Below are 15437 nucleotides of genomic sequence, written 5' to 3' on the forward strand. Positions count from 1 at the left end.
CTGTGCGTCGCGAACACGGGCCGGCGGACGTTCCGGTCCCCGGGGCTGGAATCGGCCGGGCGGTAGCGCGGTGACGGGACACCCGGCCGCCCTGTTCGAGCCCGGAACCTCTCAGCCCCGGTGTCCACCCGCACGGTCGACAGACAATTGGCCCATTCCCGGGAGAATCACCTGATTCTCGTCGGGGAATAACGCCCCCATCAGGAAAGCGACGGGGCCGGCCGGGGCGGCGGGATGGAGGCAGGGCATGAATTCTGTCGAAGAACCGGCCGTCGGATTGCAAGAGGATGTGGCCGCGCGGGTAGCCGACAGGAGCGAGCAGCGCCGACGGAAGATCGCCGTACTCGCCGAGCCGGGTGGGATCGTCCGAGCCGATGAGCCGGTGCGGGTGGCCGCCCGCATCGATCGGCTCAGCCGCCACTACCGAGACATCCGCCCGATCGATCCCACAGCGATAGCCGCAGCGCAACCGACGGCCGTGACAGCGGCGGCGGCGGTGCTGGAACGGATCATCCAAACCAACGACCTGCTGCCTGTCGGCTACCTGGAAGGCGGGGCGGCGGCGGCGCGGGCGGTCGGGCGCGTGATCGTCCGTGACGCGCGCGGGCGGCTGGCCGGCTACGGCACCGGATCGCTGGTCTCCCCGGACCTGCTGCTCACCAACCACCACGTGCTCACCGATGCCCACACGGCCGGCCGCAGTGGCGTCGAGTTCGACTACCAGGACGGCATCGACGGACGGCCACTCCCGCTGCAGGGCTTCTCCCTGGATCCGGGCCGGTTCTTCTTCGCCGACCAAGAGCTGGACTTCGCGCTGGTGGCGGTGAAGGCCGGCACAGGCGAGCTGGCCCGGTTCGGGTTCAACCGGCTGGTGGCCGCCGAGGGCAAAGCCATCGTCGGCGACTTCGTCACGATCATCCAGCATCCGGGCGGGGAGAAGAAACAGGTCGCCCTGCGGGAAAACCGGATCGTCGACATCCTGGAGTCGTTCCTGCACTACCAAACCGACACCGAGCCCGGATCCTCCGGCTCCCCGGTCTTCAACGACCAGTGGGAGATCGTGGCTTTGCACCACGCCGGCGTCCCCGCCCCCGACCACGACGCGTTCGGCGGCGTCATCAACGAAGGGGTACGGGTCAGCCGGCTGCTGACCTTCCTGCGCGGCCAGCCGTTCCCATCGGCCCAGCAGACCCTGGTCGACCGGTTGTTCACCGAACGCATCAGCCTCCCGCCCGCCTCGGCGACCCTGACCGCTCCGGCCGACCGGTCGCTCATCCGACCCGTCGAGCCCGCCGAACGGCTGGAGCCGGTGGGGCGGCCGACCGCCGGGCAGGTGACGCTGACGCTGACGGTCCCCTTCGACATCCGACTCCGCAGCGAACCGGTCGACGCCACCGGCCCGGCCGCGGCGGCGCCGGAGGCGATCCAGATCGATCCGGACTACGCCGGCCGCCGCGGCTATGACCCGGACTTCCTGCCGGGCGGGCATCGGGTGCCACTACCCGCCCTTTCCCCCGATCTTGTCCCGCTGGCGGCGCTCAACCGGCACGCCGGCGACGGGCAGGCGCACGTGCTGAACTATCACCACTTCAGCGTGGTGATGAACCGGCAGCGGCGGCTCGCCCTCTTCACCGCGGTCAACATCGACGGCGCGACCAGCCGGCGCATCCGCCGCGACCCCGACCGCTGGATCTTCGACCCCCGCCTGCCCGACAGCGAACAGGCCGGGGAGGAGGTCTACCGCGACAACCCCCTAGACCGCGGCCACCTGGTGCGCCGCCTGGATCCGGCGTGGGGGGCCGGTCAGGCGGTGGCCAAGGCCGGTAACGACGACACCTTCCACTTCACCAACTGCACCCCGCAGCACAAGGACTTCAACCAGAACCAGACCACCTGGGCCGGGCTGGAGGACTACATCCTGGACAACGCCGACACTCGCGACCTGAAAGCCACCGTCTTCACCGGCCCGGTCCTGGCCGACGACGACGACCCCTACCGCGGCGTCCAGTTGCCCCGCCAGTACTGGAAAGTCGTGGCGATGACCAAACAGAACGGTGAGCTGTCGGCCACCGGCTACCTGCTCAGTCAAGACCACCTCATCGACGGCCTGGAGGCCGCCCCCGCCGAGTTCTCCTACGGCGCCTACAAGACCTACCAGGTCCCGATCCGGCGCATCGAAGACCTCACCCGACTGTCGTTCGGCACCCTCGCCGACGCCGACCCCCTGGCCCGTATGGAGGCGGCGGCCACCACGGCCCGGGAGATCACCCGCCCCCGCCAGCTCGCCCTCTGACAACCGTCGAGCGGGCGCTCACGTGTTCAGGCCGGGCGAAATAGCCCCGACAAACGCACCATCCGGCCGAAATATGGAGAACCGGTATCTCCTCAAGCCCGGTAGCCGATGCTCATCTGAAGGTGTTCTCCTTCCCGAATGTGAGGAGTCACCCACGATGAAGATCCGCCGATTACATTCCGCTGTACTCGCCATGGCGCTGGGCGCCGGTGTCCTGGCCGGTACCGCACCCGCCTTCGCCGCCACCCAGACCAGCGCGGCCGTGGCCGCCGGGATGTGGCCGGCACAGGACTGGTACCTGCAGGGCCCCTACCAGACCCTGGCCGCCTGCGACCTCGCCTACGAGGACGCTGCGCAGACCGGTTACTACACCGGGCTCGTCTACTGTCACTGGTTCCGCGGGGGTGGCCCTTGGCTGCCGGGCTTCTACTACGAGGTGTACATCCCCTGAACCTCAACAGGACGGCTACGTCCCGCGACCGAATCGATCGCGGGACGCTTCCGGGATCATGCGTCATGATCTCGGTTTAACAGGGGTGATCATGGGTTTCGACGAAACACCACCTGCCGCGTTTTCCCAGGTAGACGCCTAGACCGTCTCACTGACCAGGTGAGCCACGCACTCCACATGGTGGGTCATCGGGAAGGCGTCGAAGGCGCGCAGGTCGGCGAGGCGGTAGCCCCGCTCGGCGAACCAGGCCAGGTCCCGGGCGAGGGTCGCCGGGTCGCAGGAGACGTACACGATCCGGGTCGCCTGGAGAGTGGCCACCTTGTCGACGACGTCGCGGCCCAGGCCCGCCCTGGGCGGGTCGACGACGACCAGGTCCGCGCGCTCGATGCCGAAGCGGTCGAGGGCGTTCTCCACGCGCCCCCTGGCGAAACGGGCCTGGGGCAGGTCGCGGAGGTTGCGCTCCGCGTCCCTGACCGCCACGGACTCGGACTCGACGCCGAACACGGCTCCCTCGGGACCGACCGCCTCGGCCAGCCCGGCGGCGAACAGGCCGACGCCGCAGTAGAGGTCGAGGGCCCACTCGCCCGGCTGCGGGGCGGCGAACTCCAGGACGGCGTCCAGCAGGGTCGCGGCGGCGCCGGGGTGCACCTGCCAGAAGCCGCTTCCGGTGACCTGGAAGTCACGGTCGGCGACGCGCTCGACGAGATGGTTGCGGCCGTGGACGACGCGGCTGCGGCCCTTGCCCTCGTCGACGAAGACGGCCACGCTCGCGTCCAGGTCGGGTACGGCCACCGTGCGCCGGGGCTTGGGAGCGACCACGACCGCCTGGTCACCGGTGCTGGAGGCGATGACCTCCACCGAGGAGGCGTTGCGCCAGTTCATGACCTCGGCGCCGACGTTCTCCACCTCGGGGTGGGCGATCAGGCAGGCGTCCACCGGCTCGACGTCGTGGGAGCGGTGGCGGCGCAGGCCCAGGCCGCCCTCGCGGTCGACGGCGAACTGGACGCGGGTGCGCCAGCCGAGCCCGTCCGGGGCTCCGGGGACCTCCTCGACGGTGCCCTTCCAGTCGATCGAGGCCAGGCGCTTGAGCTGCTCGGCCACCACGTCGGCCTTCAGGCGGCGCTGGGCGTCGAGGGAGGCGTGCTGCCAGTCGCAGCCGCCGCAGCGGCCGGGGCCCGCGAACGGGCACGGCGGGGTCACCCGGTCGGCGGAGGGCTCCAGGATCTCGACCGCGTCGGCCCGCAGGAACCGGGTGGTCTCCTCGGTGATCTCGGCGACGACGCGCTCGCCGGGCAGCGCGTGCCGCACGAAGACGACCCGGCCGTCATGGCGGGCGACGCACCAGCCACCGTGTGCAACCGGTCCTACCGTCAGTTCGATGGCCATGGTCGTTGCCCCCAAGGGAAATTCCGTCGTCGGTCGAGCCTCCTCGCGTCAGGAGCGCATACGAAAGGTTATGCCTTGACGTCCTCGTTCCGTGCCGCCTCCTGGCGCGGACGGCGTACGGCGCCCGGCGCGAAGGGCTCGGGGCGGCCCTTGAGCCGGTCGGAGGAGTGCAGCTGCCAGGGCACGCTGATGACCATCACGCCTGGCTGGAACAGTAGGCGGCCCTTCAGGCGCAGCGCGCTCTGGTTGTGCAGGATGTGCTCCCACCAGTGGCCGACGACATATTCGGGAATGTAGACGCTCACCACGTCCCGGGGGGAACGGCGGCGCAGCGACTTGACGTACTCCAGGATCGGCCGGGTGATCTCGCGGTAGGGCGAGTCGAGCATCTTCAGCGGCACCGGGATGCCGCGCCGCTCCCACTCCTCCTGCAGCGCCCTGGCCTCCGGGCCCTCCACCCCCACAGTGATCGCCTCCAGCGTGGAGGGGCGGGTGGCGCGGGCGTAGGCGAGGGCGCGCAGGGTCGGCTTGTGGATCTTGGAGACCAGGACGATGGCGTGGTTGCGCGCGGGCAGCATCGACTCGTCCACCTGGGAGTCCTCGGCGACGGCGAGCTCGGCCGCCACGTTCTCGTAGTGGCGGTGGATGCCCTTCATCATCAGGAACAGCACCGGCATGGCCACGCAGACGATCCACGCCCCGTGGGTGAACTTGGTGAGCAGCACCACCACCAGCACCACGCCTGTCATGACGCCGCCGAAGAAGTTGATGGTCCGCGAGCGGTACATCTGGTGCCGGACCTTCGGGTCGCTCTCGGTTCTCAGGTGCCGGGTCCAGTGCCGGACCATGCCGATCTGGCTCAGCGTGAACGACACGAAGACGCCCACGATGTAAAGGTTGAGCAGGCGGCTGACGTCGGCGTCGAAGCCCCACAGCAGCAGGCAGGCCGCGGCGGCGAGGATCACGATGCCGTTGGAGAAGGCGAGCCGGTCGCCCCGGGTGTGCAGCTGGCGGGGCAGGTAGCGGTCCTGGGCCAGGATCGAGCCGAGCACCGGAAAGCCGTTGAAGGCGGTGTTGGCGGCCAGGAACAGGATCAGCGCGGTGACGGCGGCGATGAAGAAGAAGGGGAGCGAGTTGTTCCCGAAGACCGCGTCGGCCACCTGGGCGATGATCGGCTGCTGGTAGTAGCCGGGGCCCGCCGGACTGCCGTTGATGAGGACGTCGCGGTGGGCGACGGCGGGGTCGGCGACCTTGACGCCCGAGGCCAGGCCGAGGGTGATGATGCCGACGAACATGGTCACCGAGACCAGGCCCATCATCAGCAGGGTGTTCGCGGCGTTCTTGCTCTTGGGCTTGCGGAAGGCGGGCACGCCGTTGCTGATCGCCTCGACGCCGGTGAGCGCGGCGCAGCCGGAGGAGAAGGCGCGCAGGATCAGGAAGGCCGCCGCGAAGGAGGTCAGGTTGGACTGCTCGGCGACGATCTGGTATCCGGAGGTGGGGGCGTGCAGCTCGTCGCCGAGGACGAGGACGCGGAAGCCGCCCCACGCGACCAGGCCGAGGACGGCGAACATGAAGGCGTAGGTGGGGATCGCGAAGGCCGCGCCCGACTCGCGGATGCCGCGCAGGTTCACCAGGGTGAGCAGCACGACGATGACGATCGCGACCAGCGGCTTGTGCTCGGCGACGTACGGGATGGTGGCACCCACGTAGTCGACGCCGTTGGCGACCGACACCGCGACGGTCAGCACGTAGTCGACCATCAGGGCGCTGGCGACGGTCAGACCGGCGTTCGGGCCGAGGTTGACGGTGGCGACCTCGTAGTCGCCGCCCCCGCTGGGGTAGGCGTGCACGTTCTGCCGGTACGACGCCACGACGGTGAGCATCACCACGACGACGGCGAGGGCGACCCAGGGGCTGAAGTGGTAGAAGGAGACTCCCGCGAGCGAGAGGATGACCAGGATCTCCTGCGGGGCGTAGGCCACGGAGGAGAGGGCGTCACTCGCGAAAACGGGCAGCGCGATGCGCTTGGGGAGCAGCTGCTCGTGCAGCTGCGTGCTGCGCAGCGCCCGCCCGATGAACAGGCGTTTGACAAGGTCCGTCACCTTCGACACGTCTGCAGATGCTAGTCGTTATTACTCGGCCCCACTCACGCGGCACTCCTGGGGCGGTCCATACTGGCTGAATACATCGGGAACAAGATCCGCCTCACAGCGACCGGCGGGGGAGCATGCATATCGTGATCATGGGGTGTGGCCGGGTCGGTTCGACCCTGGCGCACATCCTTGAGGACAGCGGCCACTCGGTCGCGATCATCGACCGTGACCCGCAGGCGTTCCGCCGTCTGCGGGCGGGTTTCAGGGGTCGCAGGGTGACCGGGATCGGCTTCGACCGGGATGTCCTGGAGGAGGCCGGCATCGAGGCCGCGGGCGCCTACGTGGCGGTGAGCAGCGGCGACAACTCGAACATCATCTCCGCCAGGGTCGCCCGCGAGACATTCGGCGTGGACAACGTCGTGGCCAGGATCTACGACTCCCGGCGTGCCGAGGTCTACCAGCGGCTGGGCATCCCCACCGTGGCCACGGTCCGCTGGACCGCCGACCAGATCCTGCGCCGCGTCCTGCCCGAGGGCGCCGAGCCGCTCTGGCGCGACCCCAGCGGGTGCGTGGTGCTGGCCGAGGTGGCCTACCACCCCGGCTGGGTCGGCACCCCGACGAGGGACCTGGAGGCCGCGGCGGGCACCCGCCTGGCGTTCATCAACCGTATCGGCGACACCCTGCTGCCCAGGAACGACTCGGTGGTGCAGGAGGGCGACGTGCTGCACGTCATGGCGGTCGAGGCCGACATGGACCGCATCAACAAGGTGCTGTCCGGGGCGCCGAGGGAGGAGCACTGATGCGCGTCACCATCGCGGGCGCGGGAGCGGTCGGCCGGTCGATCGCCGCCGAGCTCCTGGAGAACGGCCACGAGGTCCTGCTCGTCGACATCGACCCCAAGGCCATCAAGATCGATACCGTGCCGCGGGCGGAGTGGCTGCTCGCCGACGCCTGCGAGATCTCCTCGCTGGACGAGGCCGGCCTGGCCGAGTGCCACGTGGTCGTCGCCGCCAGCGGCGACGACAAGGTCAACCTCGTGGTGTCGCTGCTCGCCAAGACGGAGTACGGCGTGCCGCGCGTGGTCGCCAGGATCAACCACCCCAAGAACGAGTGGCTGTTCAACGAGTCGTGGGGCGTCGACGTGGCCGTCTCGACCCCGCGCCTGCTGAGCGCGCTGGTCGAGGAGGCGGTCAGCGTCGGCGACCTGGTGCGGCTGATGACCTTCCGTCAGGGCCAGGCCAACCTGGTCGAGCTCACCCTGCCCGAGGACGCGCCGGTCGTCGGCCAGCGCGCCGGCTCGGTGCCGTGGCCCAACGACACCGCCCTGGTCGCGATCCTGCGCGAGGGCCGGGTGCTGGTGCCCACCGCCGACGACCCGCTGGAGGCCGGTGACGAGCTGATGTTCGTGGCCAGCCAGGAGGTCGAGGAGGAGCTGGCCGAGCTCCTGTCCCCGCACCGCACGCCCCGCTGAGCCGGTTCTCCCGCACCGCGCGCCCGGTGGGCCGGCTTCCGGACGGACCGGCCTCCGGGTGAACGGAAAGCCCTCCGCGAAGGCGCGGAGGGCTGCGGGGATGGGCGGGGACCCGGGGCCGGGCCCGCCGGTCAGGAGACCGCGGGCCGCACCGGGGTTCTACCGCGGGCCAGGAGCCACACCATGGCGGCGAGTGCCGCGACCTGGAGCGGCCAGCCCATCGCGATCTTGAGGATGCCCAGCTCGGCGACCGCGTCGTCCCGGCCGATCAGGTAGACGGGGAGCTGCACCACCACCCGGACCACGCACGGGATCATCAGCAGCCAGGTGAGCCTGGTGCACAGCCTCACCACGGCCGGATCCGCGCGCCACGCGGTCGGGTCGCCGGTGACGGATCCGATGAGGAAGCCCACCACCGGCCATCGGGTGACGATCGACAGCAGCATCACCACGGAGTAGCCGGCGTTGTAGAGGATGCCCGGCAGGAAGACGTCCTCCGCCTGGCCGGTACGGGAGGCGAAGAACGCGCCGATGCCGATGCCGATCAGGCTGTTGATCACGAACTGTGGCGTCGAGCGCTGCAGCAGCCGCACGACGAGCAGCAGCACCGCGGCCGAGATGCTGACGATCAGGGACTGCTTCAGGTCCGAGGTGGTGATCCACATGCCGGTGAAGGCGATGGTGGGCACGGCGGCCTCAATGACGCCCCGCACTCCGCCGAAGGCCTTGGCAAGCTGGCTGCGGATCGCGGCCTCGACCGTGTCGTGCGCGGCGGTCTCGCCGGTGGTGGTCATCTTCTCGCTCACCGTCTCGGGATCGTCAATCACTCACGCACCGCCCGCTGGGCGCAGTTCGTAGCGCGGATTGAACATGACTTTGCGGCCATCCTGCACGCTGACGAGCCCTTCCGCCAGCACCAGGCGCCCCGGCTCGATACCCGCGATCTTCCTGCGGCCCAGCCATATCAGGTCGATCACATCGGAACCATCGTAAAGCTCCGCCTCCAGCGCCGGAGCGCCCCCGCGAGGACGCAGCGTCACCGTCCGCAGGGTGCCGGTCACGCAGAAGCGACGACGCGCGCCACACGAGACGATGGGCGTGGCGCCGTGACGATCGAGATCCTGTTGGAGCTCGTCGGCCTCCAGCTCGGCCTGACCGGCGGTCAGCCGGCGGAAGAATCCCCGCAAACCGCCTTGTTTATGCGGCTCCTGAGAACCCACGGACCTCTCCTTCACACCCGAGTCGAACCAGCGTACGCGATCCGGTCCGTCAGCGAATCTCGGCGATCTCCGGACCCCGGTCGAACGGGTTGAGATCGGGCACCTCGCCCCCGGCGGCCTGCTGCTCCGCGGCCTGCTTGGCCTCGGGCGGCAGCCGGAGTTCGATCGCCTCCTTGGGGGCCATCGGCTCGTCGCCGCGTACCACGACTATGTCCCGGACGACACCCTCCAGCGTCGCGGCGACCTCGGCGTCCTCCGCGGCCTTGCCGCTGATCACCGCGCGCAGGAACCAGCGCGGCCCGTCCACCCCGATGTAGCGGACCGGCTGCTCGCCGCCCTCGGCCGGGATCCTGGCGGCCAGCTCGACGCCGAACGTCCCCTCCCGCTCCTCGGCGGTGCCCCCGGCGCTCTTGACCCCCTCGGCCAGCTCGGCCCTGACCTCGTCCCAGATCCCGCTCCGCTTGGGCGCCGCGAAGGCGTGCATCTGCAGGGCGCTCCCGTCCAACAGGATCACGGCGCCGACGATCTGGTCGCCGGCCAGGTTGAGCTGCACCTCGAAACCGGCGTCGACCGGCAGGCGCATGCCTCCGAGGTCGACCCGCTCCCGCTCGGGGTGGGGCTCGTCCGCGTCCCACGGGCCCGACTCCCGGGACGGGACCCGCTCGACCTCTTCCACCACGGCCTTGGCGGCCGGGGACTTCTCACGACGGCTACGTCCGAACACTTTCCTCACGCTCCTTGAAGATTCACTGGTCACTCGTTCCCCACCGGGCGGGGCGGGCGGGCCGTGGGGCCGGAGGCGCGCTCCGGTCCCGGGTCACCGCCGGCCACCCCGTCCACCTCGCCGGGGTCACTCCCTGTCAGCGGCCGGTGGACCCGAACCCGCCGGCGCCCCGCGCCGAACCCGGCAACCGGTCCACCTCGTGGAACGCCGCCTTCTCCACCTTCTGGATCACCAGCTGCGCGATGCGGTCTCCCCTGCGCAACCGTACGGCGCTCTTGGTGTCGGTGTTGATCAGCGTCACCTTGATCTCGCCCCGGTATCCCGCGTCGACGGTGCCGGGCGCGTTGACGAGCGTCACGCCGTGCCTGACGGCCAGGCCCGAGCGCGGGTGGACGAACGCGGCGTACCCGTCGGGCAGGGCGATCGCCAGCCCGGTGCCGACCACGGCCCGCTCTCCGGGGAGGAGCTCGACGTCCTCGGCGGCGTGGAGATCCGCGCCCGCGTCGCCCGGGTGGGCGTACGAAGGCGGCGGCAGGTCGGCGTCGAGCCGGTGGATCAACACCTCGACGGTGTGGGTCACGGGTTCACCTCGTACTCGTGGTGCTCGTCGGCGATCTTCTGGATGTCGCCGTGCCTGGCGAAATGCTCCATGCCCACCTCGACGAAGAGCGCTGCGGCCCGCACGGCGACCGGGCCGTCCGGGGAACCGATCCGGCCCTCAGCCTCAAGGTACGCCTTCCTGCCGGACATGCCGTTGCACCAGGCGCGCAGGTGCAGGACGGTGCCGACCGGAACCGGCGCGAGATAGTCGGTCTCCAGCCGGCCGGTGACGTAGGGGCGCTGGAAGAGCCACACGGACATGCCGATGACCTCGTCCATCGCCGCGGCGAGCACGCCACCGTGCGCCAGGCCCGGCGCTCCCTGGTGGGTCTCCTCCACGGTGAACTCGGCGACCACCGTGATCCCGTCGGGGGTGAGGGCGGTCAGGCGCAGGCCGGTCGGGTGTTCGTCACCGCAGCCGAAGCAGCGGCTGTAGTGGGGGCCGAGCGGGGTGCCGGGCGCGGGCGCGCCGGGAAGCGGTCCCGGGCGGGTCGCGTCCGGCGGGGGGGTGGTCAGGGCGGAACGGGTCACGGGGCAGAACGTTACCCCCTGGGCTGCGGTGATTCCTCATTCACCGGCTTTCCCGCCGCACCGGCCGGCTCCGGCCCGCCGGGACCGGCGCCCGGACCGCCGGGACCGGGAGGCCCGCCGGGGTCGGGAGGCTCACCGGGATCGGGACCACCTGGGCCGGGGTGCGGTGGAGCCGGTGGCAGGGCCGGATGGACGTCACCCCTGAGCTCCGGCAGCGCACGGTAGATCACCGCGGCCACCGGCACCGCCACGGCGGCCCCGGCGATGCCCGCCAGGATGCCGCCCACCGCCAGCACCAGGATGATCGCCAGCGGGTGGAAGTGCAGCACCCTGCCGACGATCAGCGGCTGGAGCACGTGGTTCTCCAGCTGCTGCTCCACCAGCAGGATGCCGAGGAAGATCAGCGCGTAGATCGGGCCCTTGGCGCCGAGGGTGACCAGGATGGCCACCGCACCGGCGAAGAAGATGCCGACGATGGGGATGAAGCTGGCCAGGAAGATCAGCACCGCGAGCGGCGCCCAGAGCGGCACGCCCATCCCCGCGAGCACGATGCCCATGATCACGCCGTGCACGGCGGCCACCGCGACCGTGCCCTGCACGTAGTGCGAGAGCGTCACCCAGGCGGCCCGGCCGGCCCTGTCGACGCGGGGCGCGACCCCGCCGAAGCCCTTCAGGAACCACGACCAGATCCGGTCGCCGTCCTTGAGCAGGAAGAACGTCACGAACAGCAGCAACACGATGGAGGCCAGCACCTCCAGCGCCACCGTGGCGCCGGTGAGGACCGTCTGGGTGATCTGGTTGCGCTGGGTGGTGATCTGCCGGCCGATCTCGTCGACCCAGCTGGTGATCTGGGTCGGCTTCAGGTGCAGGGGCCCGGTGTAGAGCCAGTTCTCGACGGTCTTGGCCGTCGCGCGCACCTGGTCGACGAGACCGGGGAACTCGTCGTTGGCACGCACCCCGATGATCCAGCCGGTGCCGCCGAGCACGGCGAGCGCGATGATCATCGTGAGCCAGGTCGCGTAGATGGGCCGCATACCCATCTTGCCGAACCGCCGGGTGAGCGGGAACAGCAGCGCGGTCAGCAGGAGCGCGATGGCCACCGGCAGCACCACGATGCGCAACGTCGCGATGAACTGGGCGAAGTAGAAGACCGCCCAGCCGATGATGATCAGGCAGAGGCTCCACATCGCGATGCGCAGCAACGTGCGAGGCACCAGGCTGGTCAGGCGTTCCCGGTCGGAGATCACATATTCAGACTGTCACGCCGGGAAAGGAAATGCGCGGGGGTTGTCGACGGGACACGGAAAGCGGTGGCCCGGTCGTACGGCCGGGCCACCCGGCGTGCCTCGAGGGCCGGCGCCCACTACTTGGAGGCGGTCGCCCACCCACCGGTACGAGCGTTCGCCCCGCCGGGAATCGGCGCCCGCCCGGTCACGGGCCGGCTCTCACCCGGCCGAGGTCAGCGCTCGTCCGGCGGGCGGGAGATCACCCTGTCTTCGAGGTAGCAGCTGCAGTTGCCACATCCTGGCGGCATGCCTGTCCTCCTCTCACCTGTACTGCCTCGACCGTACGGCAGGATCCCCCGACGGGAAGGACAGATTCGCGTGCGCGCCCGGAGTCAGATGAGGGCGACCTCCACGAGCAGGTCTCCCTCGCCCTCGTGGAGCACGAACTCGTCGATGACGCCCGCGCCGCACAGGTCGTCCTGCGCCCGGCGCACGAGGGCGGCCCGAGCCCCGGTGACGGTGAGCCGGGCGACCTCCGCGCGCATGGAGAGGCGGGCGTCGGACTTGGCCTTGCGGACCCGGCCGAGGACGGCGGCCACCACGGGCAGCAGCTCGGGATCGCCGCCGCGCTCGCGCGCCTGGGGCCAGGCGGCCCGGTGCACCGAACCCTCACGCCACCAGGACCAGACCTCCTCGGTGACGAAGGGCAGGAAGGGGGCGAACAGCCGGAGCATGACGTCGAGCGCCTCGCGCAGCGCCGCGTGCGCCGAACGCGCCGCCGCCGTGCTCTCGTCGTTCCCGCCGCCTCCGTTCGCGGCGTTCGCGTCGTCGTAGGCCCTGGCCTTGACCAGCTCCAGGTAGTCGTCGCAGAACTCCCAGAAGAACCGCTCGGTCCGCTCCAGCGCGCGGGTGTAGTCGTAGCCCTCGAACGCCTCGGTGGCCTCGTGGACCACTTCCGACAGCCGGGCCAGCATCGACAGGTCGATCGGCTCGGTGACCTCCCCGCCGCCCTCGCCCAGGCCCAGGACGAACCTGGAGGCGTTCAGGATCTTGATGGCCAGCCGGCGGCCGACCTTGATCTGGCCGGTGTCGAACGCCGTGTCGGTGCCGGGACGGCCGTTGGCCGCCCAGTAGCGGACCGCGTCGGAGCCGTACTGCTCCAGCAGGCCGAGCGGAGTGACCACGTTGCCCTGGGACTTGGACATCTTCTTGCGGTCGGGGTCGAGGATCCACCCGGAGATCGCGACGTCGCTCCAGGGCAGGGTGCCCCCCTCCAGGTGGGCGCGGACCACGGTGGAGAACAGCCAGGTCCGGATGATCTCGTGGGCCTGCGGGCGCAGGTTCATCGGGAAGACCCGCTCGAACAGGTCCCGGTCGCGCTCCCAGCCCCCGGCGATCTGCGGCGTCAGCGAGGAGGTCGCCCAGGTGTCCATGACGTCCTGGTCTCCGATGAAACCGCCAGGCTTGCCGCGCTGGTCCTCGGTGTAGCCGGGCGGGACGTCGGCGGACGGGTCGATCGGCAGCGCGGACTCCGGCGGCGCGATCGGCGCGGAGCGGTCGGGCTCGCCCTCGTCGTCCAGCGGGTACCACACCGGGATGGGCACGCCGAAGAACCTCTGCCGGGAGATCAGCCAGTCGCCCGCCAGGCCCTGCACCCAGCTGTCGTAGCGGACCCGCATGTGCGGCGGGTGCCAGGACAGCTCCGCGCCGCGCGTCAGGAGCGCGTCGCGCAGGGCGAGGTCGCGCCCGCCGTTGCGGATGTACCACTGGCGGGTGGTGACGATCTCCAGGGGCCGGTCGCCCTTCTCGTAGAACTTCACCGCGCGCCTCACCGCCCGCGGCTCGCCCTCCATGCCCCCCGACGCACGCAGCAGCTCCACGATCCGCTCGCGGGCGCCGTGCACGGTCCTGCCCGCCAGCTCCGCGTACGGCTCCCACGGCACGCCCTCGGGGGCGTCCGGCAGCAGCCTGCCGTCCCAGCCGATGACGGCGCGGGTGGGCAGGTCGAGCTCGCGCCACCAGACGACGTCGGTGACGTCGCCGAAGGTGCAGATCATCGCGATGCCCGAGCCCTTGTCGGGCTCGGCCAGGTGGTGGGCCAGCACCGGCACCTCGACGCCGAACAGCGGCGTCCTGACCGTGGTGCCGAACAGTGGCCGGTAACGCTCGTCGTCGGGGTGGGCGACGAGCGCGACGCAGGCGGGCAGCAGCTCGGGGCGGGTCGTCTCGATCCAGACCCGGTCGCCGAACCCCCTGGCCCGCTGCTCCTCCGACAGGCCGAAGCCCAGCCGGTGGAAGGCGCCGGGCCACTCGCGGTCCTCCAGCTCGGCCTGGGCGACGGCGGTGCGGAAGGTGACGTCCCACAGCGTGGGCGCCTGTGCCACGTACGCCTCCCCCCTGGCCAGGTTGCGCAGGAAGGCGCGCTGGGAGGCGGCCCGCGCGGCGTCGCCGATGGTGGCGTACGTCAGCGACCAGTCGACCGACAGGCCCAGGCGGCGCCAGAGCTCCTCGAACACCTTCTCGTCCTCGACGGTGAGCCGCTCGCACAGCTCGATGAAGTTTGCGCGCGAGATCGGGATCTGCCGCTTGGGGTCGGGCCTGGCCGGGGGCTCGAACGAGGGGTCGTAGGCGATGGAGGGGTCGCAGCGCACGCCGAAGTGGTTCTGCACCCGGCGCTCGGTGGGCAGGCCGTTGTCGTCCCAGCCCATGGGGTAGAAGACCTCGCGCCCGCGCATGCGCTGGAAGCGGGCGACGGTGTCGGTGTGGGTATAGGAGAAGACGTGGCCGACGTGGAGGGAACCGGAGACGGTCGGCGGCGGGGTGTCGATCGAGTAGATCTCCTCGCGCGTGCGCGACCTGTCGAAACGGTAGGTCCCCTCGGTCTCCCAGCGGCCCGACCATACGGCTTCCAGGCCATCGAGAGTCGGTTTCTCGGGCATGGGCGCAGGGCGCGGTCGCTGTTGTGTCATGCCTCCCTATGGTATGGCTTCACGCGATGCGACGCTCGGGGAGACTAGTGTTCTTGGGGCGAACCGCAAACGGGAGGACCACATGGCCGACAAGACCGAGAAGCAGGACATGGCGTGGAGGGCCATCGGCGGCCTCCTGGGCCTCGTCACCGCGTGGGGGGCGAAGAAGGCCATCGGGTTCGCCTGGGAGAAGACCACCGGCAGGAAGCCGCCCGTCGACAACGAGTCCCTGGAGATCAGCCTCGGCGAGGCGATCGGCTACGCCGTGGTGATGGGGGTCGGCATGCAGGTGACGCAGATCGTGGTCGCCCGCACCGCCAAGAAGCGCTACAACGCGTGGAAGGCCGTGAAGGACGCGGCCAGGGACGCCACCACCTGACGGCGAGGGTCGCGCCCCGCCGCCGGAACCCCCGCGTCACGTCCGCACGGTGGTCCCGGTCGCACGGGTGGCGCGGAAGACGATGTCCGGCGGG

General features: G+C 70.6%; 14 protein-coding genes. 5 read left to right on the top strand and 9 right to left on the bottom strand.

Going from position 1 to position 15437, the window contains the following annotated elements:
* Nucleotides 1-247 precede the first annotated feature (247 nt).
* A complete protein-coding gene (locus OG587_RS39735; protein WP_329083995.1) occupies nucleotides 248-2293 on the top strand; it encodes a DNA/RNA non-specific endonuclease in 2046 nt (681 codons plus the stop codon).
* Nucleotides 2294-2450: 157 nt separating this feature from the next.
* Complete coding sequence (locus tag OG587_RS39740) at nucleotides 2451-2744, top strand: hypothetical protein (protein ID WP_329083996.1); 294 nt, start codon at nucleotides 2451-2453, stop codon at nucleotides 2742-2744.
* A 138-nt stretch (nucleotides 2745-2882) separates the two neighbouring features.
* Here OG587_RS39740 and OG587_RS39745 read toward each other — a convergent pair whose 3' ends face one another.
* Together OG587_RS39745 and OG587_RS39750 are read right to left on the bottom strand one after the other, a co-directional pair.
* Entirely contained in the window at nucleotides 2883-4130 is a 1248-nt protein-coding gene (locus tag OG587_RS39745) for a class I SAM-dependent RNA methyltransferase (protein WP_329083997.1), read from the bottom strand.
* A gap of 68 nt (nucleotides 4131-4198) precedes the next feature.
* Complete coding sequence (locus OG587_RS39750; RefSeq protein ID WP_329083998.1) at nucleotides 4199-6241, bottom strand: APC family permease; 2043 nt, start codon at nucleotides 6239-6241, stop codon at nucleotides 4199-4201.
* A 116-nt stretch (nucleotides 6242-6357) separates the two neighbouring features.
* On the opposite strand from OG587_RS39750, the gene OG587_RS39755 reads away from it, so the two are divergent.
* Together OG587_RS39755 and OG587_RS39760 are read left to right on the top strand one after the other, a co-directional pair.
* Nucleotides 6358-7023, top strand: a complete 666-nt coding sequence (locus OG587_RS39755) for a potassium channel family protein (protein ID WP_329083999.1) — start codon at nucleotides 6358-6360, stop codon at nucleotides 7021-7023.
* Nucleotides 7023-7694, top strand: a complete 672-nt coding sequence (locus OG587_RS39760; protein WP_329084000.1) for a potassium channel family protein — start codon at nucleotides 7023-7025, stop codon at nucleotides 7692-7694. The genes OG587_RS39755 and OG587_RS39760 overlap by 1 nt, the downstream gene beginning before the upstream one ends.
* Nucleotides 7695-7825: 131 nt before the next feature.
* On the opposite strand, the gene OG587_RS39765 is transcribed toward OG587_RS39760, so the two are convergent.
* The 7 genes from OG587_RS39765 to valS all read right to left on the bottom strand — a co-directional run bounded on the left by OG587_RS39765 (nucleotide 7826) and on the right by valS (nucleotide 14934).
* The gene (locus OG587_RS39765; RefSeq protein ID WP_329094140.1) at nucleotides 7826-8488 is read right to left on the bottom strand and encodes a DUF3159 domain-containing protein; all 663 of its coding nucleotides are present in this window, start codon (nucleotides 8486-8488) and stop codon (nucleotides 7826-7828) included.
* Between the two features lie 33 nt (nucleotides 8489-8521).
* Entirely contained in the window at nucleotides 8522-8914 is a 393-nt protein-coding gene (locus tag OG587_RS39770; RefSeq protein ID WP_329084001.1) for an OB-fold nucleic acid binding domain-containing protein, read from the bottom strand.
* A gap of 49 nt (nucleotides 8915-8963) precedes the next feature.
* The gene (locus OG587_RS39775) at nucleotides 8964-9638 is read right to left on the bottom strand and encodes a DUF3710 domain-containing protein (protein WP_329084002.1); all 675 of its coding nucleotides are present in this window, start codon (nucleotides 9636-9638) and stop codon (nucleotides 8964-8966) included.
* 136 nt (nucleotides 9639-9774) lie between these two features.
* Complete coding sequence (gene dut / locus OG587_RS39780) at nucleotides 9775-10218, bottom strand: dUTP diphosphatase (protein ID WP_329084003.1); 444 nt, start codon at nucleotides 10216-10218, stop codon at nucleotides 9775-9777.
* Complete coding sequence (locus OG587_RS39785; protein WP_329084004.1) at nucleotides 10215-10769, bottom strand: PaaI family thioesterase; 555 nt, start codon at nucleotides 10767-10769, stop codon at nucleotides 10215-10217. Before OG587_RS39785 ends, dut begins: the two co-directional genes overlap by 4 nt.
* 11 nt (nucleotides 10770-10780) lie before the next feature.
* Complete coding sequence (locus OG587_RS39790; RefSeq protein WP_329084005.1) at nucleotides 10781-12016, bottom strand: AI-2E family transporter; 1236 nt, start codon at nucleotides 12014-12016, stop codon at nucleotides 10781-10783.
* Nucleotides 12017-12387: 371 nt separating this feature from the next.
* Nucleotides 12388-14934 carry a valine--tRNA ligase gene (gene valS / locus OG587_RS39795; protein WP_329084006.1) on the bottom strand — a complete coding sequence of 849 codons (2547 nt, stop codon included), beginning with the start codon at nucleotides 14932-14934 and terminating at the stop codon, nucleotides 12388-12390.
* 112 nt (nucleotides 14935-15046) lie between these two features.
* Between valS and OG587_RS39800 the strand changes: the two genes are divergently transcribed.
* Nucleotides 15047-15343, top strand: coding sequence for a DUF4235 domain-containing protein (locus OG587_RS39800; RefSeq protein WP_329084007.1), 297 nt, complete (start codon nucleotides 15047-15049; stop codon nucleotides 15341-15343).
* The last annotated feature ends 94 nt before the right edge of the window (nucleotides 15344-15437 follow it).

This window comes from Streptosporangium sp. NBC_01469, from assembly GCF_036227305.1.
In the GTDB taxonomy this organism is placed as follows: domain Bacteria; phylum Actinomycetota; class Actinomycetes; order Streptosporangiales; family Streptosporangiaceae; genus Streptosporangium.

Bases quoted from the DNA above. Each gene is read 5' to 3' on its own strand.
- OG587_RS39745 (WP_329083997.1), bottom strand. From the start codon at position 4,130: ATGGCCATCGAACTGACGGTAGGACCGGTTGCACACGGTGGCTGGTGC.
- OG587_RS39735 (WP_329083995.1), top strand. From the start codon at position 248: ATGAATTCTGTCGAAGAACCGGCCGTCGGATTGCAAGAGGATGTGGCC.
- OG587_RS39755 (WP_329083999.1), top strand. From the start codon at position 6,358: ATGCATATCGTGATCATGGGGTGTGGCCGGGTCGGTTCGACCCTGGCG.
- OG587_RS39800 (WP_329084007.1), top strand. From the start codon at position 15,047: ATGGCCGACAAGACCGAGAAGCAGGACATGGCGTGGAGGGCCATCGGC.
- valS (WP_329084006.1), bottom strand. From the start codon at position 14,934: ATGCCCGAGAAACCGACTCTCGATGGCCTGGAAGCCGTATGGTCGGGC.
- OG587_RS39765 (WP_329094140.1), bottom strand. From the start codon at position 8,488: ATGACCACCACCGGCGAGACCGCCGCGCACGACACGGTCGAGGCCGCG.
- OG587_RS39760 (WP_329084000.1), top strand. From the start codon at position 7,023: ATGCGCGTCACCATCGCGGGCGCGGGAGCGGTCGGCCGGTCGATCGCC.
- OG587_RS39740 (WP_329083996.1), top strand. From the start codon at position 2,451: ATGAAGATCCGCCGATTACATTCCGCTGTACTCGCCATGGCGCTGGGC.